This is a genomic window from Rhizobium quercicola (assembly GCF_021168455.1).
GTDB classification, from domain to species: Bacteria; Pseudomonadota; Alphaproteobacteria; order Rhizobiales; family Rhizobiaceae; genus Ferranicluibacter; species Ferranicluibacter quercicola.
In genome coordinates, this window is sequence record NZ_JAJOZR010000004.1 from 195,849 (window position 1) to 215,412 (window position 19,564).

At 65.0% G+C, this 19,564-nt stretch carries 17 protein-coding genes; 7 read left to right on the forward strand and 10 right to left on the reverse strand.

The features are described from left to right. Window positions 1–20 precede the first annotated feature (20 nt). Together LRX75_RS07790 and LRX75_RS07795 are read left to right on the forward strand one after the other, a co-directional pair. Window positions 21–1,904 (forward strand): ABC-F family ATP-binding cassette domain-containing protein, encoded by a 1,884-nt coding sequence (locus tag LRX75_RS07790; RefSeq protein ID WP_231813265.1) that lies wholly within the window; start codon window positions 21–23, stop codon window positions 1,902–1,904. Between the two features lie 55 nt (window positions 1,905–1,959). Further along, complete coding sequence (locus tag LRX75_RS07795; protein ID WP_231813267.1) at window positions 1,960–4,011, forward strand: prolyl oligopeptidase family serine peptidase; 2,052 nt, start codon at window positions 1,960–1,962, stop codon at window positions 4,009–4,011. A 7-nt stretch (window positions 4,012–4,018) separates the two neighbouring features. Here LRX75_RS07795 and LRX75_RS07800 read toward each other — a convergent pair whose 3' ends face one another. Next, window positions 4,019–4,873, reverse strand: coding sequence for a GNAT family N-acetyltransferase (locus LRX75_RS07800; RefSeq protein ID WP_231813269.1), 855 nt, complete (start codon window positions 4,871–4,873; stop codon window positions 4,019–4,021). Window positions 4,874–4,989: 116 nt separating this feature from the next. On the opposite strand from LRX75_RS07800, the gene LRX75_RS07805 reads away from it, so the two are divergent. Next, entirely contained in the window at window positions 4,990–5,919 is a 930-nt protein-coding gene (locus tag LRX75_RS07805; protein ID WP_231813271.1) for a Gfo/Idh/MocA family protein, read from the forward strand. Window positions 5,920–6,215: 296 nt separating this feature from the next. Here LRX75_RS07805 and LRX75_RS07810 read toward each other — a convergent pair whose 3' ends face one another. The 6 genes from LRX75_RS07810 to coxB all read right to left on the reverse strand — a co-directional run bounded on the left by LRX75_RS07810 (window position 6,216) and on the right by coxB (window position 11,772). After that, window positions 6,216–7,091, reverse strand: coding sequence for a cytochrome c oxidase subunit 3 (locus LRX75_RS07810; protein ID WP_231813273.1), 876 nt, complete (start codon window positions 7,089–7,091; stop codon window positions 6,216–6,218). Between the two features lie 138 nt (window positions 7,092–7,229). Continuing rightward, window positions 7,230–7,844 (reverse strand): cytochrome c oxidase assembly protein, encoded by a 615-nt coding sequence (locus tag LRX75_RS07815; protein WP_231813275.1) that lies wholly within the window; start codon window positions 7,842–7,844, stop codon window positions 7,230–7,232. 13 nt (window positions 7,845–7,857) lie between these two features. Continuing rightward, the gene (locus LRX75_RS07820; RefSeq protein ID WP_062594630.1) at window positions 7,858–7,998 is read right to left on the reverse strand and encodes a hypothetical protein; all 141 of its coding nucleotides are present in this window, start codon (window positions 7,996–7,998) and stop codon (window positions 7,858–7,860) included. Beyond that, on the reverse strand, window positions 7,998–8,951 hold the full coding sequence (locus LRX75_RS07825) for a heme o synthase (RefSeq protein WP_231813277.1): 954 nt from the start codon (window positions 8,949–8,951) through the stop codon (window positions 7,998–8,000). Before LRX75_RS07825 ends, LRX75_RS07820 begins: the two co-directional genes overlap by 1 nt. 217 nt (window positions 8,952–9,168) lie before the next feature. Beyond that, entirely contained in the window at window positions 9,169–10,860 is a 1,692-nt protein-coding gene (ctaD, locus tag LRX75_RS07830; RefSeq protein WP_231813279.1) for a cytochrome c oxidase subunit I, read from the reverse strand. Window positions 10,861–10,878: 18 nt separating this feature from the next. Continuing rightward, a complete protein-coding gene (gene coxB / locus LRX75_RS07835; protein ID WP_231813462.1) occupies window positions 10,879–11,772 on the reverse strand; it encodes a cytochrome c oxidase subunit II in 894 nt (297 codons plus the stop codon). Between the two features lie 482 nt (window positions 11,773–12,254). On the opposite strand from coxB, the gene LRX75_RS07840 reads away from it, so the two are divergent. The 3 genes from LRX75_RS07840 (at window position 12,255) to LRX75_RS07850 (ending at window position 15,461) form a co-directional block, all read left to right on the forward strand. Beyond that, window positions 12,255–12,785 (forward strand): invasion associated locus B family protein, encoded by a 531-nt coding sequence (locus tag LRX75_RS07840; RefSeq protein ID WP_113150304.1) that lies wholly within the window; start codon window positions 12,255–12,257, stop codon window positions 12,783–12,785. A 109-nt stretch (window positions 12,786–12,894) separates the two neighbouring features. Then, on the forward strand, window positions 12,895–14,310 hold the full coding sequence (gene tldD, locus LRX75_RS07845) for a metalloprotease TldD (RefSeq protein WP_231813281.1): 1,416 nt from the start codon (window positions 12,895–12,897) through the stop codon (window positions 14,308–14,310). Between the two features lie 239 nt (window positions 14,311–14,549). After that, complete coding sequence (locus LRX75_RS07850; protein WP_231813283.1) at window positions 14,550–15,461, forward strand: hypothetical protein; 912 nt, start codon at window positions 14,550–14,552, stop codon at window positions 15,459–15,461. 118 nt (window positions 15,462–15,579) lie between these two features. On the opposite strand, the gene LRX75_RS07855 is transcribed toward LRX75_RS07850, so the two are convergent. From LRX75_RS07855 to LRX75_RS07865, 3 genes are read right to left on the reverse strand one after another with little or no spacing between them, the layout of a single operon-like run. Further along, window positions 15,580–16,020 carry an OsmC family protein gene (locus LRX75_RS07855; protein WP_231813285.1) on the reverse strand — a complete coding sequence of 147 codons (441 nt, stop codon included), beginning with the start codon at window positions 16,018–16,020 and terminating at the stop codon, window positions 15,580–15,582. Next, window positions 16,017–16,478, reverse strand: coding sequence for a DNA polymerase III subunit chi (locus LRX75_RS07860; protein WP_231813287.1), 462 nt, complete (start codon window positions 16,476–16,478; stop codon window positions 16,017–16,019). The genes LRX75_RS07855 and LRX75_RS07860 overlap by 4 nt, the downstream gene beginning before the upstream one ends. A 28-nt stretch (window positions 16,479–16,506) precedes the next feature. Continuing rightward, entirely contained in the window at window positions 16,507–17,994 is a 1,488-nt protein-coding gene (locus LRX75_RS07865) for a leucyl aminopeptidase (RefSeq protein ID WP_231813289.1), read from the reverse strand. Window positions 17,995–18,393: 399 nt separating this feature from the next. Between LRX75_RS07865 and lptF the strand changes: the two genes are divergently transcribed. After that, entirely contained in the window at window positions 18,394–19,563 is a 1,170-nt protein-coding gene (gene lptF / locus LRX75_RS07870) for an LPS export ABC transporter permease LptF (RefSeq protein ID WP_231813291.1), read from the forward strand. Window position 19,564: the final 1 nt, after the last annotated feature.

Here is a 19,564-nt window from a genome sequence, read left to right on the forward strand (position 1 = left end):
ACATCGGCCAAAACGCCGGCATGATTACGATATCCAATCTCTCGGCCCGCATCGCCGGACGCCTCCTGATCGATCACGCCAACATCTCGCTGCCGGAAGGCACGAAGGCTGGCCTCGTCGGGCGCAACGGCGCGGGCAAATCGACGCTGTTTCGCATTCTGACGGGGCAGATGGAGAGCGAGAGCGGTTTCGTCTCCCTTCCCAAGAATGCCCGCATGGGCCAGGTGGCGCAGGAAGCGCCCGGCACGGAAGAGCCGCTGATCGAGATCGTGCTGAAGGCCGACAAGGAGCGCGAGGCGCTGCTGGCGGAAGCCGAGACCGCCACCGACCCGAACCGGATCGCCGACATCCAGATGCGGCTTGCCGACATCCAGGCCCATTCGGCCGAGGCGCGCGCGGCGTCGATCCTCGCCGGCCTCGGCTTCGACCATGACGCCCAGCTGCGTCCCGCCTCCTCCTTTTCCGGCGGATGGCGGATGCGCGTGGCGCTGGCCGCCGTGCTCTTTTCCGAGCCGGACCTGCTGCTGCTCGACGAGCCGACCAACTATCTCGACCTCGAGGGCACGCTGTGGCTGGAGGATTATATCCGCCGCTACCCGCACACCGTGATCATCATCAGCCACGACCGCGACCTGCTCAACACCGCCGTCAACGCGATCATCCATCTCGACCAGCTGAAGCTGACCTTCTATCGCGGCTCCTACGACCAGTTCGAGCGCCAGCGTGCGGAAGCCATGGAGCTGCAGACGAAGGCCAAGGTGAAGAACGATGCGGCGCGCAAGCACCTGCAATCCTTCATCGACCGCTTCAAGGCCAAGGCTTCGAAAGCCCGCCAGGCGCAGAGCCGCGTCAAGGCGCTGGAGCGCATGGGCACCGTCGCCTCCGTCATCGAGGACTATGTCCAGCCGATCACCTTCCCGGTTCCCGAGAAGCAGCCGGCCTCCCCCATCATCCAGCTGCAGAACGCCTCAGTCGGCTATACCCCCGGCAAGCCGATCCTGAAGAACATCACGTTGCGGATCGACAATGACGACCGCATCGCGCTGCTCGGCTCGAACGGCAACGGCAAATCGACCTTCGCCAAGTTCGTCTCCGGGCGGCTCGATGCGGATGGCGGCGAGATCAGGCTGGCCCCGAATCTGAAGATCGGCTTCTTCGCGCAGCACCAGATGGACGACCTCGTGCCGGCCGATTCGCCCGTCGAGCATGTCCGCCGGCTGATGCCGGGCATTCCCGAAGCCAAGGTCCGCGCCCGGGTGGCGCAGATGGGACTTGCGACCGAGAAGATGTCGACGGCGGCCAAGGATCTCTCCGGCGGCGAGAAGGCGCGGCTGCTGATGGGCCTTGCGGCCTTCCACCACCCCAACCTTCTGATCCTCGACGAGCCGACCAACCATCTCGACATCGACAGCCGGCGCGCGCTGATCGAGGCGCTGAACGATTACGACGGCGCCGTGATCCTGATCTCGCACGACCGGCATCTGATCGAGGCGACCGTGGACCGCCTGTGGTTGGTCAACAACGGCACCGTGTCGAACTTCGACGGCGATATGGAGGAGTACCGGAGCCTCATCGTCTCCTCGGGCAAAAAAAAAGACGAAAAACCTGAGGTGATTGAGGACGCGACATCGAAGGCCGACCAGCGCAAGGCGAATGCGGAGAAGCGCGCAACGCTTGCGCCGCTGCGCAAGAAGATCAACGATCTCGAATCCTTGACGGCAAAGCTTGAGAAGCAGATTCAGGCGCTTGATGCAGAACTTGCAGACCCCGTGCTCTATGAAAAGTTTCCCGCGAAGGCCGCCGAGAAGGTGAAGCAGCGCGGCGAGACGGCGGCGAAGCTGGGCACGGCCGAAGAGCAGTGGCTGGACCTCTCCGCACAATACGAGGAGGCGATGGCCGGCTGACGGTCCGCCTCATCGTCCCATCTTACGACCGGCTTCAACGGAAAGGCAGACGCCCATGCACCTTTACCTCGAGACCGACGACGATGCCCGCACGCTCGACTTCGTGGCACGCGAGAATGCGCTTTCGGATGCCGCCCTGAAGACGGAGGCCTTCGAGGCGGATGCCGCGGCCTTCAAGGCCATGATGGAGCGCGACGACCGGCTGATCCATTTTTCCCGCCGCGGCGACTGGCTGAACACGTTCCGCAAGACGGCCGCGAACCCGATGGGCGTGTGGCAGAGGCTGCCGGCAACAGAGGCTCCTGTGCCGGAGGCGGCGTGGGAGACGGTGTTCGATCTCGACGCCTATAACGCAGCCGAAGGCCGGACGTGGATCTGGCGCGGTGCCGTCACCTGCCCCTGGGATCCGTCGCGCGTGCTGCTGTCGCTGTCGGACGGCGGATCGGATCTGGGGATTTTCCGGGAGTTCGACTGCGACCGGCTCGCCTTCGTGGAGGGCGGATTCACGACGCCGCCCGCGCGGTCGCATGCCACCTGGGAAAGCCGCGATCACATCCTGTATTTCGGCTCGATCGACCGGGAATCGGCCACGCAATCGAGCTGGCCGCGGGTCGGACGGCGCGTGGCGCGCGGGCAGGACGTGGCGACGGCGGCACCCGTCTTTGCCGCCGACGACGGCGACGTGACCGGCTACGGAACGGTTTTCGGCCCCGAGATGGCCGGACTTTCCGGCAATGACAGGCTTTCGATCTTCACGGCGGTGCATACGATCGGCACCGCAAGCCATGTCGTGTCGAAAAACGGCGGAGAGCCCGTGCCGCTCGATATTCCCAGGGAGAGCGACGCTGCCAAGAACCATCGTTTCTGCCTGTGGCGGGCAAAGACCGACGAGCGTGTTCCGAGCGGTTCGCTGGTGCTGCAGGAGCTTCCCCTGCGGCTGGGTAGCGACCGGCCGCCGGCCCCGCCGCGCGTGCTGTTCACGCCCGCCGGGCGACGGTTCTGCACCGACTTCATGCTGCTGAGGGACTGGTGCGTCTTCACCGTCGCCGACACCATGACGCCGCGCCTGTTCCTTCTCGATCTCCGCGACGAGCGTGCCGAGCCGTTCGAGCTTGCGCTGCCGGACGGGATGGAGACCCTGTCCTATCACCCGCTCTATTCCGATCTGCATCTCGGCGACGATACGCTCATCGTGTCCGGACAGGGTTTCCTGCGCCCCCCGGCGCTCTACCGGCTCGATCTCTCCGACCGGGGCAATCCGCTGTCGCTGCACCCGGTTGCCACCTCGCCTGCCTATTTCGACGCAAGCGGCATGACGAGCCTGCTGCTCGAGGCAACGTCGGAGGACGGGACGGCGGTGCCCTATCGCCTCGTGCTGCCGGCGGCCTTCGACATGGGTGCCCTGCCCGTGCTTCTCTACGGCTATGGCGGCTTCGAAGTGCCGCTGCAGCCCTATTATTCCGGCGTGACCGGGCGCTGGCTGGAACAGGGCGGCGCCTATGTGCAGGCCTATATCCGCGGCGGCGGCGAGTTCGGGGCGGAGTGGCACAGGGCGGCCAAGCGCGAGGGGCGGCACCGGGCGTTTGCCGATTTCGCGGCGATCGCCCGGGATCTCGTCGCCCGCGGCTACACGCAGCCGCGGCACATCGCCTGCAATGGAGGCAGCAATGGTGGGCTTCTGACCGGGGTCATGCTGACGCGCTATCCCGAGCTCTTCGGCGCCGTCTGGTGCCAGGTGCCGGTGCTCGACATGTTGCGCTTCCACACCTTTCCCGCCGGGCGGGCCTGGATGGACGAATACGGCGATCCCGACAATGCGCGGGACCGGGCGGCCATGCTGACCTATTCGCCGCTGCAGGCGGTGCGTCCCGCCACGGAGGTCGCCTACCCGCCGATCTACATCGAAAGCTCCAGCAATGACGACCGGGTGCACCCCTCGCATGCCCGCCGCTTTGCCGCACAGCTGCGGGCGCTCGGACACGATCCGCTGTTCCACGAATTCACGTCCGGCGGCCATGGGGGCGAAGGCGACACGGCGGCGTCGGCTGCCCGCATCGCAACCGGCTACAGCTTTCTTCGGCAGACGATCATGACGCCGGAGGCGTGAGGCCGGTCTATCCGAGTTCGAACGTGGTGATGCCGAAGATGCGGCCGAGCGGCAGATCAGGGACGTCACCGCGATACATGCGGGCCGTCTCGAACACCGGCTTCAGATTGTAGCGATCGCAAAGCGCCTTCGCCGCGCCGTTCGGCTCGGGAATGTCGAGGAAGATCTGCCCGTCGCCGCCCATGTCGAGGCCGGTCGCGACCAGCTTGCGGAACAGGAGGTCGGCACCGGTTTCCGTGTCGGCAAAGAGCGGCCCGATCTTCTGTCCCTCACGGCAGGTGCGAATCGTGCCGTAGCCCTGCAGCTCCGTGCCGCGCAGGAGCGCGACGCTCTGCCGGGTCGGCTGGGACTTCAGCCATTGCGTCAGGAAGGCTTCGCGTCGTGCCGGCGAGAAGCGGGCGTCGTAGTCGATCAGCAACGGCAGATGAACCGGGGCGACCTCGACAAGATCGGTGCCGGGCGGCGGCGTCACCTGCGGCGTGCCGCCATATCGCATGTTCGCGTGCGCATAGGCGAAGCCGGACCGCTGGTAGCGCGCCTGCTGGGCAACGACGCCGTCGAGACCGATTGTGCGGGACCCTTGCGCGGCGAGCGCCGCCTGCCACAGGGCATAGCCCAGCCCCTGCCCGCGATAATCGGGATGCGCCATGTAGAAGCCGAGAAAGGCGTAATCCGGCCCGAAGCGGACGACCGAGATCGCGGCCGCAAGCGCGCCGCCCTCTTCCGCAACCCAAAAACCTTCCATGTCGGCCGCATGGAACGCGGCGGCATCGTCGAGGCCGGGATTCCAGCCTTCGCGTGCGGCCCATTCGATGATCTCGTCGATTTCGGCGCGGGTGGCGTTGCGTATCGTCGGGGACATGCGGTTTCCTTGGTTCGTTCGTTCGGGCCGTCATGATTGCAGGGCTTGAGCGCCTTGCCCGCTCCGGCCTTTCTGGTACAAAGCCGGACATAAGTCATACAATCTGGCGGAACACCATGAACCCCATCTCTATTGCTGTCGTCGGCGTTGGCAAGATCGCGCGCGATCAGCATCTGCCGTCCATTTACAACAATTCCGGATACCGGCTGGTCGCGGCCGCAAGCCGGCACGGCAGCGTCGATGGCGTCGAGAATTTTACCGACATCGAGGACATGCTGACGGCCATGCCGGAGATCGAGGCGGTCTCGCTCTGCATGCCGCCGCGGGTGCGGTTCGATGCCGCCTACAAGGCGCTGGACGCCGGCAAGCACGTCTTCCTCGAAAAGCCGCCGGGCGCGACGCTGAGCGAGGTCGCCATTCTCGAAGCTCTGGCCATCGAGAAGAACGTCACCCTGTTCACCAGCTGGCATTCGCGATTCGGACCGGCTGTGGAGCCGGCACGCGCATTTCTCGCCGACAAGACCATCTCGCGGGTGGATATCATCTGGAACGAGGACGTGCGGCGCTGGCATCCGAACCAGGACTGGATCTGGGAAGCGGGCGGCCTCGGCGTGTTCGATCCCGGCATCAACGCCTTGTCGATCATGACGCATATCCTGCCCATGCCGGTGTTCGTGACCCGCTCGACGCTCGAAATCCCCGAAAACCGCGATGCACCCATCGCCGCCCAGATCGACTTCCAGAGCGCCTCGGGCATTCCGGTGACCGCCGACATGGACTGGCGCCGCCAGTCGAGCGACGACCGCTGGGACATCATCGTGGAGACCGATGCGGGCACGATGATTCTCGGCAATGGCGGCGCCCGGCTCTCCGTGGACGGGGTGATGCGCGCCGACGAGCAGGAAACCGAATATCCGACGCTCTATGCCCGCTTCCACGATCTCGTCCGCGCCGGTCGCTCCGAGGTGGACGTCGCCCCGCTGCGCCATATCGCCGATATCTTCATGCTCGGCAGCCGCAAGACGGTCGAGGCGTTCTACGACTGAGATCCGGAAGTCGGAAGTCGGAAGTCGGAAGTCGGAAGTCGGAAGTCGGAAGTCGGAAGTCGGAAGTCGGAAAATTGTCTGGCCGGAGATCGGTCTGGCAAGGGTTCCGTCGCTGACGGGATCGATTTTTTCGCTCTTCCGCGAATGACCGAGAAACGAAGTCTCGATGTGGCGCTTTAAAAAACCCGCCATCCCATGGCTTTGGGATGGCGGGTCTTGACGCGTGTGTGGAGACTGCGGCCGAAGGGCCGCTTGAGAACGGGCGCCGACGCGTCCGTCCGGTGTTTCGCGAGTGATCAGCCGGCGAGCGGTGCGCCCCAGCCACCCCAGATATAGATGGAGAAGAAGAGGAAGAGCCAGACCACATCGACGAAGTGCCAGTACCAGGCGGCGGCTTCGAACCCGAAGTGCTGCTGGGGCGTGAAGTCGCCGCGCAGCGCCCGGATGAGGCAGACGGCGAGGAAGATGGTGCCGACGAGGACGTGGAAGCCATGGAAGCCGGTCGCCATGAAGAAGGTGGCGCCGTAGATCGAGTCCTTGAAGGCGAAGGGGGCGTGCAGATACTCGTAGGCCTGTACGAAGGAGAAGAGCACGCCGAGCAGGACTGTCAGCGTCAGGCCGTTGATGAGGCCCTTGCGGTCGCCGTGGAGCAGCGCGTGGTGCGCCCAGGTGACCGTGGTGCCCGACAGCAGCAGAATGACGGTGTTGTAGAGCGGCAGGTGCCAGGGATCGAGAACCTCGATGCCCTTCGGCGGCCACTGGCCACCGGTGAAGGTGGTGCGGGTTGCCTGGATGGCCTCGCCCGGAAACAGGCTGGCATCGAAATAGGCCCAGAACCAGGCGACGAAGAACATCACTTCCGACGCGATGAACATGATCATGCCGTAGCGCAGGTGCAGCGAGACGACGCGGGTGTGGTGGCCCTCATGGGCCTCCTTCACCGTATCCGCCCACCAGGCATACATGGTGTAGAGCACGATCGCGAGGCCGATGAAGAGGATCCACGGATTGGCCCACTCCAGCCCGAACATCTTGAACGAGCCGCCCGAGAGATAGCGCATATAGGCGACGCCGCCGAAGGCCATGACGAAGGCGCCGATGGAGGCGAGCAGCGGCCAGGGGCTGGGATCGATGATGTGGTAGTCGTGGTTCTTCTGATGCGTATCGGCCATGTCGTTCTCCCCGTCGTCCCCTCGCCTGAAGCGGTCCGGTCCTGCCGTCCCACTCTTCCCGAACGCCCGCCGGATTACAAGCGTGCGATCGGTCTCCTGATGTCGTTCACGCCCCGCCGGTCCTGCCGGCGCGACGCGTTAAAGTTTTCTGTCCGGCGCGGTGCCGTCCTTGGGCTTCAGGGCGGCGACCGGCTTGGACGGCTGGCGCGCATAGAAGGTGTAGGACAGGGTCAGCGTGCCGATGTCTTTCGTTTCCGCCGCCTTGACGATCTCCGGATCGACGAAGAAGACGACCGGCATCTCCAGCTCCTCGCCCGGCTGAAGCGTGGTTTCCGTAAAGCAGAAGCACTGGACCTTGTTGAAGTAGGCGGCGCCCTGCATGGGCGTGACGTTGAAGACGGCCTGCCCCGTCGTGGGAACATCCGCCAGATTCTTCGCCTTGAACGCCACCTGCACCGTCTCGCCGATCTTCGGCGAGATCTCGCGCACAACCGGCGTGAAGCGCCAGGGCAGATCGCCGGACGTATTGGCATCGAAGGTGATGCGAATGGTCTTGTCGAGGATCGTGTCGGAGGCCTGCTCGACGCGCTTCGTCGTGCCGTTATAGCCTGTGACCTTGCAGAACATGTCGTAGAGCGGCACCGCGGCATAGGCCATGCCGACCATGCCCACGACGAAGGCGACGCAGGCGCCGACGATCACGCCGTTGCGGCGTTCGGCCTGTGGTGTGGGTCGTGCCGGATGCCCTGTCATGACCGCCCGTCTCCTACTGCGCCAAGCCGTTCGAGAATTTGACGAGCGTGACGACGTAGAACAGCGCCACCAGACCGAAGAGCACGAGGCCGAGCGCGATGTTGCGGCCGCGGCGGGCCCGCTTCTGCGCCGGGGTGAGCGTGACGAGATCCATCAGAAGCCCTTTCCGAAGGCGGAGAGCAGGGCCAGCACCGCGCGGTCCGCCAGCAGCGCCGAGAAGATCGCGAAGAGATAGACCAGCGAGAAGGCGAAGAGCTTCTTGGCGGGCAGCATCTTCTCGTCCGTCTCGGACATGGACTGCACCTTGATGGCGTACCAGACGAAGCCGAGGCCGAGCGCCAGGGCGACGACGCCATAACCGACACTGGCAAATCCGAGCAGCGTCGGACAGATGCCGGCAACCGCCGTCAGGACGGCATAGACGAGAATCTGCACCTTGGTTGCCGGGATGCCCTTGACGTTGGGAAGCATCGGCACGCCGACGGCGCCGTATTCGCCCATCTTGAACAGGGCGAGCGCCCAGAAATGCGCCGGGGTCCAGAGAAAGATGATGAGAAAGAGGACGGTGCTCTCGATGGAGACGCCGCCGGTGACGCAGGCCCAGCCGATCATCGGCGGAAAGGCGCCGGCCGCGCCACCGATGACGATGTTCTGCGGCGTCGCCCGCTTCAGCCACATCGTGTAGACGACGGCATAGAAGAAGATGGTGAAGGCGAGGAAGCCGGCGGCGAACCAGCCGACCACGAGCCCGAGGATGCAGACCGAGAAGGCCGAGAGCGTCAGGCCGAAGCCGAGCGCTTCCTCACCCGTGATGCGGCCGGCGGGGATGGGCCGCGTCGCGGTCCGCTTCATCACCGCATCGATATCGGCGTCGTACCACATATTGAGCGCGCCGGACGCGCCGGCTCCCACCGCGATGCAGAGGACGGCGACAAAGCCGATGAACGGGTTGATATGGCCCGGCGCCAGCACCATGCCGGCAAAGGCCGTGAACACCACGAGCGACATGACGCGGGGTTTCAGGAGCGCCCAGTAATCGCGCGCCGAGGCCTCCGACAGGCGGATATCGCCGTCGTTGAGGTTTCCGGTGGTGTCGATGACGGTCATTCCAGTTGTGTTCCTTACGTTTCCGGGTGGGACTGCCTGCCCCTCACCCTAACCCTCTCCCCGCTTGCGGGGAGAGGGGACGTGCCCCAAGTGTTGGGACACGCCCCGAGCTGCGTTGTGAAGCGAGCGTTGGCCGCATGTCCCTTCGCCCCGCCAAGCGGGGAGAAGGTGCCGACAGGCGAATGAGGGGCAGCCACAGCCGCCCTCCCCCGAAGCCTTACCGAATGCGGGGCAGCTGCTCCCACTGGTGGAATGGCGGCGGAGACGAGAGCTGCCATTCGAGCGTGTTGGCGCCCTCGCCCCACGGATTGTCACCGGCAACGCGCTTCTTGGAGAAAGCTTCCCAGACGCCGTAGAGGAAGATCAGGACGCCGACGGCCGAGATGTAGGAGCCGATCGAGGAGACGAAGTTCCAGCCGGCAAACGCATCGGGATAGTCGATGTAGCGGCGCGGCATGCCGGCGAGACCGAGGAAATGCTGCGGGAAGAACACCAGGTTGACGCCGATGAACATGACCCAGAAGTGCAGCTTGCCGATGAACTCGTTGTACATGTAGCCGCTCATCTTCGGGAACCAGTAGTACCAGCCGGCGAAGATGGCGAAAACGGCGCCCAGCGACAGGACGTAATGGAAGTGGGCGACCACGTAATAGGTGTCGTGCAGCGCGCGGTCGAGACCGGCATTGGCGAGCTGGACGCCCGTGACGCCGCCGACCGTGAACAGGAAGATGAAGCCGATCGCCCAGACCATGGGCGTCGCGAAGCGGATCGAGCCGCCCCACATCGTCGCGATCCAGGAGAAGATCTTCACGCCCGTGGGAATGGCGATGACCATGGTGGCGAACACGAAGTAGCGCTGGGTGTCGAGCGACATGCCGACCGTGTACATATGGTGCGCCCAGACGATGAAGCCGACGGCGCCGATCGCCACCATCGCATAGGCCATGCCGAGATAGCCGAAGATCGGCTTGCGCGAGAAGGTCGAGACGATGTGGCTGATGATGCCGAAGCCGGGCAGGATGAGAATGTAGACCTCGGGGTGACCGAAGAACCAGAACAGGTGCTGGAACAGGATCGGGTCGCCGCCGCCTTCCGGCGCGAAGAAGGAGGTGCCGAAGTTGCGGTCCGTCAGGAGCATGGTGATGCCGCCGGCCAGAACCGGAAGCGACAGGAGCAGAAGGAAGGCGGTGATCAGCACCGACCAGGCAAAGAGCGGCATCTTGTGCAGCGTCATGCCCGGTGCGCGCATGTTGAGAATGGTGGTGATGAAATTTATCGCGCCGAGGATCGAGGAGGCGCCGGCGATATGTAGCCCGAGGATCACGAGATCCATCGCGGGCCCCGGTTGCCCCGAGGTCGAGAACGGCGGATAGATCGTCCAGCCCCCGCCCGCGCCATAGCCGCCGGCCGGGCCTTCCACGAACATGGAGAGGAGGACGAGCAGGAAGGCTGGGATGATCAGCCAGAAGGAGATGTTGTTCATGCGCGGGAAGGCCATGTCCGGCGCGCCGATCATGATCGGCACCATCCAGTTGGCGAACCCGCCGATCATGGCCGGCATGACCATGAAGAAGATCATGATGAGCGCATGCGCGGTCGTGAACACGTTGTACATATGCTTGCCGCCGTCGATGGCGGCGTCGCCCTCGAAGCCGTAGACCATGGACGCCAGACCGTGGAAGATCTGGATGCCCGGCTCCTGCAGCTCGGCGCGCATGAAGACCGACAGCGTGCCGCCGATGATGCCCGCGAAGATCGCGAAGATCAGGTACAGCGTGCCGATATCCTTGTGGTTTGTGGACAGGAACCAGCGCTGAAAGAAGGTCAGCGGCTTGTGGACGTGATCGTCATGCGCATGGTCGAGCGAATGATCGTGAAGGTGATCGGTGTGCGCGGTTGTTCCGGCCATTGTTTCCAGCTCCCCGAATTACTGTGCTGCGGCGGTGGCGACGTCGGTCGTCTTCACCGCATCGACGGAGGCCATCAGGGCCTTGTTGGCGTCGCCGACATTGGCGGCGGCGGCGGTCAGCCACGTGTCGTACTGCTGCTGGCTGACGACGCGGATGGCGATCGGCATGAAGGCGTGATCCTTGCCGCAGAGCTCGGAACACTGGCCGTAATAGAGGCCCTCGCGATCGGCCTTGAACCAGGTCTCGTTGAGACGCCCGGGCACGGCATCGATCTTGACGCCGAAGGCCGGCATGGCGAAGGCGTGGATGACGTCGGCGGCGGTGACGAGCACGCGCACCGTCTTGCCGACGGGAACGACCACTTCGTTGTCGACCGCGAGCAGGCGCGGATAGGCGCTCTTGTCTTCCTTGCCGAGGGCCGCGCGGTCTTCTTCCTTCATCAGCAGGCTGTCGAAGGAAAGCGGGCTCTCGCCGACTTCATACTCGTAGGACCAGTACCACTGGTTCCCGGTCGCCTTGAGGGTGAGGTCCGGGTTGGCCGGCGGGGTCAGCTGCGCGGTCAGAAGCTGGAAGGACGGAATGGCCAGGAACAGGAGGACCACGACGGGGCCGACGGTCCAGGCGATCTCGATGGCGGTGTTGTGGCTGGTGCGTGAGGGAACCGGGTTCACTTTCTCGCGAAACTTGACGACCACGACGACCAGCAGCGCCAGCACGAACAGCGTGATCGGAATGATGAACCACAGCGTGTAATGCTCGAACCAGGTGACCTCTTCCATGATGCCGGTTGCGGCGGCCTGGAAATTGGTCTGCCAGTTGACGGGCTTGTCCGCGAGCGCCGTGCCCGCGGAAAGCAGACAGCTTGCCGCCGTCACACATGCCGCGAGACCCGCAAAAGCCTTGTTTCTCACCATTCGTAATTCCCCTCTCCATCCCGCTTTCGCCGGATCGAACAATCTCCGCCCTCGACAGCGCTTCAAACCACAGTTTGACCAGTGCCGCAACATCTGTCCATGCGTCCCGGCAAACGGCCTGCTCCTCCCTTACAGAATGCCACAGAACGGCCGCAGCCGCCACCATGGCGCAGACCTTCTCCATGCGGCATTTCGCGCGGAGGTGGACAGGGTGCATGTCTGCGGGATAGATGGTGCCGCAGACGTGATGTGCGCGGGGAAAGGCCGGAAATCCGGGTCGTATTTCCGCCACACCGCGCTTCGATAGAACGTCGCCTGCCTTCGACACCTGTCTTTGGCCTTCGATGGAACGGGTTCGGCTTTCGACGGGACACCGGAGAAGACGGACGGCACGAGACGTCACGCGCCCCTCCGGGGGTTTTCATTTCCGGGCCGGCTCTCCAAGAATAGCCGGACTGATTCGGTATTTTGAGGTTTTCATGGGCCTGTCCCTGCTTTTTCGCCCGTCGATCATCGGAGCCGCCATGGCTCTGGCGCTTCTGCCCGTCGCGGCTGTCGCTCAGCAGCAGACGCCTGCGGCCCCGGGCACCGTCAAGTCGAACCATGGCGCCTGGTCCATCGTCTGCGACCAGCCGGCCGGCGCTTCGGCCGAACAGTGCGCGCTGATGCAGAACGTGATCGCCGAGGACCGGCCGGAAGTCGGTCTGTCGGTGGTGGTGCTGAAGACCGCCGACCGCAAGGCGAAGATCCTGCGCGTCCTCGCGCCGCTGGGCGTGCTGTTGCCCAACGGTCTCGGGCTGAACGTCGACGGCAAGGATATCGGCCGCGCCTATTTCGTGCGCTGCTTCTCCGACGGCTGCTATGCCGAGGTGGTGCTGGAGGAAGAGCTGCTGAAGACCTTCCGCTCGGGCGCCACCGCGACCTTCATCGTCTTCCAGTCGCCGGAAGAGGGTATCGGCATTCCCGTCGATCTCAAGGGATTTGGCGAGGGGTATGACGCGCTGCCTTAAGGTTTGAGCGGTGCCTTTCTCGACCCGCGGCGCACACCCTGGCGATGCCTTGCCCCTCCCCCGGCGCGTGCCTACATAGCGGCTTCACCTTGCTGACGGAGTGCCCGACATGAACACCGACCTCATCACCCTGTTCGACGGAGACGAGGCGGCGGTCCGGCGTATTCTTGCCGAGACGCTGCAGGGCGCCGACGACGGCGAACTGTTCATGGAGCACATCCAGTCGGAATCGCTCTCCTTCGACAATGGCCGCCTGAAGGGCGGAAGCTTCAACACCGACCAGGGGTTTGGCCTGCGGGCCGTGGCCGGCGAAGCGGTCGGTTACGCCCATTCCGGCGATCTGTCGCTCGCGGCGCTGAAGCGCGCGTCGGACGCGGTGTCCGCCGTCACGCGCGGTTATGCCGGCACCTATGCGGCCGCACCCCAGAAGACCAATCGCAAGCTCTACGGCGACGAGAACCCGATCGGCGAGCCGAGCTTCGAGGCGAAGGTGGCACTGCTGTCGGAGATCGACGCCTATGTCCGGGCGAAGGATCCGAAGGTCCGGCAGGTTACGGCCTCCATCGCGGCCAGCTGGCAGGTGGTGGATATTCTGCGCGCCGATGGCGAGCATGTGCAGGACATCCGGCCCATGACGCGGGTCAATGTTTCCGTCGTCGTCGGTGAAGGCGACAAACAGGAAAGCGGCTCCTACGGCTTCGGCGGGCGGCGCGGCTTCGGCGACCTCATGACCGGCGAGACCTGGCGCTACGGCGCGGATGAGGCGCTGCGGCAGGCGCTCGTCAATCTCGAGGCGATCGACACGCCGGCCGGCACCATGGATGTGGTGCTGTCGTCGGGCTGGCCGGGCGTGATGCTGCACGAGGCCGTGGGTCACGGGCTCGAGGGCGACTTCAACCGCAAGAAGACCTCCGCCTTCGCCGGCCTGATCGGCGAGCAGGTCGCGGCCAAGGGCGTGACCGTGGTGGACGACGGGACGATCGAGCAGCGCCGGGGATCGCTGACCGTGGACGACGAAGGCACGCCCTCGGCCTACAACGTGCTGATCGACGACGGCAAGCTGGTCGGCTACATGCAGGACCGGCAGAATGCCCGCCTGATGGGCATGAAGGCCACCGGCAACGGCCGACGCGAATCCTACTCCCACGTGCCGATGCCGCGCATGACCAACACCTACATGCTCGCCGGCGACAAGACGCCGGAGGAGATCATCGCATCGGTCAAACGCGGCATCTATGCCGTGTCGTTCGGCGGCGGCCAGGTGGACATCACCTCCGGCAAGTTCGTGTTCGGCTGCACCGAGGCCTATCTGATCGAAAACGGCAAGGTCGGAGCGCCGGTCAAGGGCGCCATGCTGATCGGCAACGGCCCGGACGCCATGAAGCGCATCACCATGATCGGCAACGACCTGGCCCTCGACACCGGCATGGGCAATTGCGGCAAGGGCGGACAGTGGGTGCCCGTGGGCGTCGGCCAGCCGCACCTGCGCATGAACGACATGACCGTCGGCGGCACGCAGGCCTGATTCGGCCCGCTTTCGCCACCCGGCTAAAAAAGCGTTTCATTTCAGGCGGAAGGCGTGTGCTCTTCGTCTGATTCCTCGGAACTTTTCTCTCCTTGCCTCGTTGACGGTCGTCAAAGCCGGAGCGTGTGTCCGGCCATTCAAGGAGAGACATCATGGGTCGCGGAATTCTACTCTGGCTGCTGGGGATTCCGATCCCGATCATCATCCTGATCATGCTGTTCGTGCGCTAGGAGATCCGGATGGCAAAGCCCCTCTCCGCCGCCATTCCCGCGGCGGCGGCGTCCGTCTCCTCGGCCGAATCCGCCAAATCCGCCGTCAGCTGGGGCGCCATCTTCGCGGGCGCCGTCGCTGCATCGGCACTGACCCTGCTTCTCACCCTGCTCGGCTCCGGCCTCGGCCTCAGCCTCGCATCGCCCTTCGGCGGCGATGGCCCCTCGGTCACGACCTTCGCCGTTTCGGCGGCCGTCTGGCTCATCATCGTTCAGTGGCTGTCCTCCGCTTTCGGCGGCTACATGACCGGGCGACTGCGGACCAAGTGGAGCGGCATCCACAATGACGAGGCGTTCTTCCGCGACACCGCGCACGGCATTCTCGCCTGGGCGATCGCAACGCTGGTCGCCGCCGGCCTGCTCGGCTCCGTCGTCTCCTCCACCATCGGCACCGGCGTGCAGGCTGCAGCCTCGCTGACCGGCGCAGCGGCGGCAACGACGGCAGGCGCTGCAGCCACGTCCGACAGTGCGGGCAATGCGACGTCCTATTTCGTCGATACGCTTCTCCGCCCGGCCGATCCGCGCACCGCGCAGACTGGCGGCAACGGCACGGACGCAACGTCCGAGGTGTCGCGCATCCTGATGAATGGCGCAACGACCGGCACGATCCCGGAAGGCGACCGCACCTACCTGTCGCAGCTGATCGCGGCGCGCACGGGCCTGTCGGAAGCCGATGCCAACAACCGTGTCGACGGCGTGCTGAAGACCATCGAGGACGCCAAGACCGCGGCGGCAGATGCCGCAGAGACCGCCCGCAAGGCGAGCGCCACCACCGCCCTGATCGGCGCCATGTCGCTCCTCATCGGCGCCATCTGCGCCGGCATCGGTGCAGCGCTCGGCGGCCGCCAGCGCGACGACGACAACCTCTACATCCGCCGCTGAGGTTTCGCGCTAAAGATGAATGTAAAACGGGCCGCGAAAGCGGCCCGTTTCATGTTCGGGATGTGGCTTTGAAAGATCCAAGCGGGAGTTGCCGCACGTCCCGATGAAAGCTTGCCGCTCAGTCCGCGATCCGAATGTCGAACAGCGCATCGCCTTTCAGCGTGTTGCTGACGGTGCAGATCTCTTCCGCCGCCCCCGCCAGATGCCGGCGCGTGTCTGCATCCAGGTCGCCCGTGAACGTGAACACGATATCGAAGCGGGTGATCCTGCTCGGGTCGTCCGTGGTCTTCTCGCCAGTGACCTCCGCCCGAATATCGGTCAGGCCGGCAAGGATGCCCATGCGGCTGGCGGCGATGCGGGCGCTGAGCACGAGGCAGGCGGACAGCGAGGCATAGAGAAGATCGATCGGGTTGAAGCCCGGCTGCGACGCCCCGGTTACGATGTCGAGCGTGCCGCCCGTGACGCTTTTCAGATGCGGAAAGCCCGTGCGCCCGACGCTTGCCGTCACGCCCGTCGGTCGGGTTCGGGCCTTGAGCGGCGGCGTCCCGGCGTCCGTCATGCTTTCTTCTCCCACCGACCCTCGCTGCTCTGCTGCCAGTAGGTCAGCGCGTGGCCTTCGCCCTTCAGCCGTTTCCACTGGGCGCGCGCCCCTTCGAGCTGCGGCTGGTCGTAGCCGTCGAACATGAAGACGACGCGGTCGTAGGACGCGAGATCCGGGGGCACCGCGCCGTCCACGAGAAAGCGGACAGTCGCGTTGTTGGCGTTGCCGGCGCCCGTGGTCAGCAGCACCGGCTGGTTTTCCGGCGACACCGCCGCATGCGGGCCGTCGTCGGTGGCATGCGGGAGAAAGCTGTCCTCCCGCCACGTCCAGAGGTGGTCGTCCAGCCTGTCGCGCCGGTCCGTATCGGCCGTCTGGACGACGACCCGCCAGCCACGCTCGACGCTCTTGTCGACCAGCGGCGGCAGGGCGTCCTCCAGCTTCGATTCGGTCAGGTGGTAGAACAGGATGTCCGTCACGTCGGGCCCATGCCTTTCAGAAGGTCGCTCAGCTCTCGTAGTGCGCGCGCACCAGCTCGTTCAGCAGGCGAACGCCGTAACCGGACGCCCAGGACTGGTTGATCTCGTCGGTCGGCGAGCCCATGGCCGTGCCGGCGATGTCGAGATGTGCCCAGGGCGTATCCTTGACGAAGCGCTTGAGGAACTGCGCCGCGGTGATCGAGCCGGCATGGCGGCCGCCGGTGTTCTTCATATCGGCGAACTTGCTGTCGATCATCTTGTCGTATTCCGGGCCGAGCGGCATGCGCCAGACGCGCTCCTGCGTCACGAGGCCTGCCTGCGTGATCTCGCCGGCAAGCGTGTCGTCGTTGCAGAACAGGCCGGCCTGGTGGCCGCCGAGCGCGACCAGAATCGCCCCCGTCAGCGTGGCGAGGTTGATCATGAAGCGTGGCTGGAAACGCTCGTTGCAATACCAGAGCGCATCGCACAGCACGAGGCGGCCTTCGGCGTCGGTGTTGATGATCTCGATCGTCTGCCCCGACATGGAGGTGACGATATCGCCCGGACGATAAGCATTGCCGTCCGGCATGTTCTCCACGAGGCCGATGATGCCGACGACGTTGGCCTTGGCCTTTCGCGCGGCGAGCACGTGCATCAGGCCCGTCACCGCGGCGGCTCCGCCCATGTCGCCCTTCATGTCCTCCATGCCGGCACCGGGCTTGATGGAGATGCCACCCGAATCGAACACGACGCCCTTGCCGATGAAGGCGACGGGCTTTTCCTTCTTCGCGCCGCCGTTCCAGCGCATGACCACAAGGCGCGGCGGACGGGCGGAGCCTTGCGCCACGCTGAGAAGCGCGCCCATGCCGAGGTCCTTCATTTCGCTTTCGCCGAGGATCTCGACCTCGACGCCGAGCTCTTCGAGCGCCTTGGCCTTGGCGGCGAATTCGATGGGCCCGAGCACATTCGGCGGCTCGTTGACGAGGTCGCGGGCGATGAAGACGCCTTCGGAGACGGCTTCCGACAGCGCCAGTCCCTTCTTCGCCGCGTCGGCGATCGCGGTGACGATCGTTACCTTCGTGCGCTGCGGCGTCGGCTCCTCGTCCGGCTTCTTCTTCGTCTTGTAGCTGTCGAAGCGGTAGGCGTTCAGCTCCATGCCGAGCGCGAAATCGGCGGCCGCACGCGGCGTGATCTCGACGCCGGGCGCGTCCAGGAACACGGTGGCGTCGCCTGCGCCGCGCAGCTTCGCCGCTGCGGTTCCGCCCGCCTTCAGCCAGTCATGCGCCGTCTGCGCCTTGGGATCGCCGAGGCCGAGGAGGAAGATGCGGTCGGCCGGCGAGCCTTCCGGCGCGAGAATATCGAGCGTCGAGAGGGCGCGCGCCTTGAACTTTCCGGTCCTGGCCGCCCGCGCGATGACGCCCGAGGGGTCGATCGTCGCCGCACCCGCGGCCTCGTGCTCGGCAGCCACCAGGCACAGAACGGTGCCTTCCGTCTTCTTGCGCTGCTCCTTGAAGACAATCTCGAACATTCCGGCCATTTTCGCTCCGATCCTTCCGCCGCCCGGACGTCCCCGGGGCAGCGTCTTTAAAGCATGTTTTTCCACAGGCACGACGTCGTCCATCGTTCATCGCGTCTTGTCCACCGACGTAGCGTGACGCAACGCAAACGCCAAGCAAAACCCGCGGACCTTGCCGCCTGTCCGTCGGGCGAACCTGAGAAATGGCCGTTCGATCCGCGCGGTGCGATCGGATCGATGCGTCACCAAAAAGACACCAAATGGGAAAATCTAGACATCGATGACAGCCTGAGCGTTGCGGGCCCTCAGCAACTTGGCTACTGCGATACCGATGATGATCAAAGCCCAACAGCGCTCGTGCGCCAGAGCAGCCCGCCGGACGGACCCGTCCGTGCCGGCATGCGCCCGGAACAGGCTGCGATGACCATTCTCCAGAGCTATATTCTGCGGCGTGTGGTGCAGATGTTCCTGTCGGCACTGCTGCCGGTGCTCGGCATCATCTGGACCACGCAGGCCCTGCAGCGCATCAATCTGGTGACCGACACCGGCCAGTCGATCGGCGCCTTCGTGCAGCTCGCGACGCTCATTCTGCCGACCGTCATTCCGCTCGTCCTGCCGTTCGCGCTCGCCATCGGCATCACGCAGGCCCTGGCGACGATGAACAACGATTCGGAACTGACGGTGATCGAATCGGCCGGCGGCAGCCGCGGCATCATCCTGCGCCCCATTCTCGGGCTGGCGCTCGCGGTCAGCGCCGTCTCCTTCACCGTGGACAATTTCGTGGAGCCGATGGTGCGCCAGGAAGTGCGCCAGATGATCGCGAGCGCCAATGCCGATCTTCTCTCCTCGGTCGTGCAGGAGAACACCTTCCGCAAGATCGCCGACGGGCTCTACATCCAGATCGGCGGCCGGCGCGGCGGCGGCGTCCTCACCGGCATCTTCGTCGGTGATTCGCGCGATCCGAACGTCGAGTTCGTCTATTATGCCCGCGAAGGTGCGGTGGACGAGGCCAGCTCCGCGCTGGTGATGAAGGACGGCGAAGTGCACCGGAAGCTGCCGGATGGCGGCGTCTCCATCATCAAATTCGACAGCTACGCCTTCGACCTGACCGAGATGACCCGGAAGGTGGGTGCGGCGACCCTGCGCGCCCAGGACCAGGATCTCTTCACGCTGCTTCACCCCGATCCTGCCGACAGCAACTACCAGCGCCGTCCGCAGACCTATATCGCCGAGCTGCATCGCCGGCTGACGGAGTGGACGTTCCCGATCATCTTCGCGCTCATCGGCCTCGTGGTCAGCAGCGACGCGCGCTCGCACCGCGAAGCCCGCCTGCACCCGACGGCGACCGCCCTGCTGCTGATGCTGCTCTTCCGCTGGATGACCTTCTATGCGGCGAACGGGGCGGAGGAAGAACAGTTCTTCGTGCCGCTGATGTACGTCATTCCCGCCATCACGACGTTCCTGTGCATTCGCCAGCTGGCGAGCAACAAGCGGCTTGTCATTCCCAAGACCCTGCAGGAAAAATTTGCCGACCTGACCGGCCGGATCCGCCTGCTGCGGTTCGGCAATTCCGACCGGGAGGCGCGCTGAT

Excerpts from the sequence above, each read along its gene's own strand:
- LRX75_RS07790 (WP_231813265.1), top strand. The coding sequence starts at position 21 with ATGATTACGATATCCAATCTCTCGGCCCGCATCGCCGGACGCCTCCTG.
- LRX75_RS07795 (WP_231813267.1), top strand. The coding sequence starts at position 1,960 with ATGCACCTTTACCTCGAGACCGACGACGATGCCCGCACGCTCGACTTC.
- LRX75_RS07800 (WP_231813269.1), bottom strand. The coding sequence starts at position 4,873 with ATGTCCCCGACGATACGCAACGCCACCCGCGCCGAAATCGACGAGATC.
- LRX75_RS07805 (WP_231813271.1), top strand. The coding sequence starts at position 4,990 with ATGAACCCCATCTCTATTGCTGTCGTCGGCGTTGGCAAGATCGCGCGC.
- LRX75_RS07810 (WP_231813273.1), bottom strand. The coding sequence starts at position 7,091 with ATGGCCGATACGCATCAGAAGAACCACGACTACCACATCATCGATCCC.
- LRX75_RS07815 (WP_231813275.1), bottom strand. The coding sequence starts at position 7,844 with ATGACAGGGCATCCGGCACGACCCACACCACAGGCCGAACGCCGCAAC.
- LRX75_RS07820 (WP_062594630.1), bottom strand. The coding sequence starts at position 7,998 with ATGGATCTCGTCACGCTCACCCCGGCGCAGAAGCGGGCCCGCCGCGGC.
- LRX75_RS07825 (WP_231813277.1), bottom strand. The coding sequence starts at position 8,951 with ATGACCGTCATCGACACCACCGGAAACCTCAACGACGGCGATATCCGC.
- ctaD (WP_231813279.1), bottom strand. The coding sequence starts at position 10,860 with ATGGCCGGAACAACCGCGCACACCGATCACCTTCACGATCATTCGCTC.
- LRX75_RS07840 (WP_113150304.1), top strand. The coding sequence starts at position 12,255 with ATGGGCCTGTCCCTGCTTTTTCGCCCGTCGATCATCGGAGCCGCCATG.
- tldD (WP_231813281.1), top strand. The coding sequence starts at position 12,895 with ATGAACACCGACCTCATCACCCTGTTCGACGGAGACGAGGCGGCGGTC.
- LRX75_RS07850 (WP_231813283.1), top strand. The coding sequence starts at position 14,550 with ATGGCAAAGCCCCTCTCCGCCGCCATTCCCGCGGCGGCGGCGTCCGTC.
- LRX75_RS07855 (WP_231813285.1), bottom strand. The coding sequence starts at position 16,020 with ATGACGGACGCCGGGACGCCGCCGCTCAAGGCCCGAACCCGACCGACG.
- LRX75_RS07865 (WP_231813289.1), bottom strand. The coding sequence starts at position 17,994 with ATGGCCGGAATGTTCGAGATTGTCTTCAAGGAGCAGCGCAAGAAGACG.
- lptF (WP_231813291.1), top strand. The coding sequence starts at position 18,394 with ATGACCATTCTCCAGAGCTATATTCTGCGGCGTGTGGTGCAGATGTTC.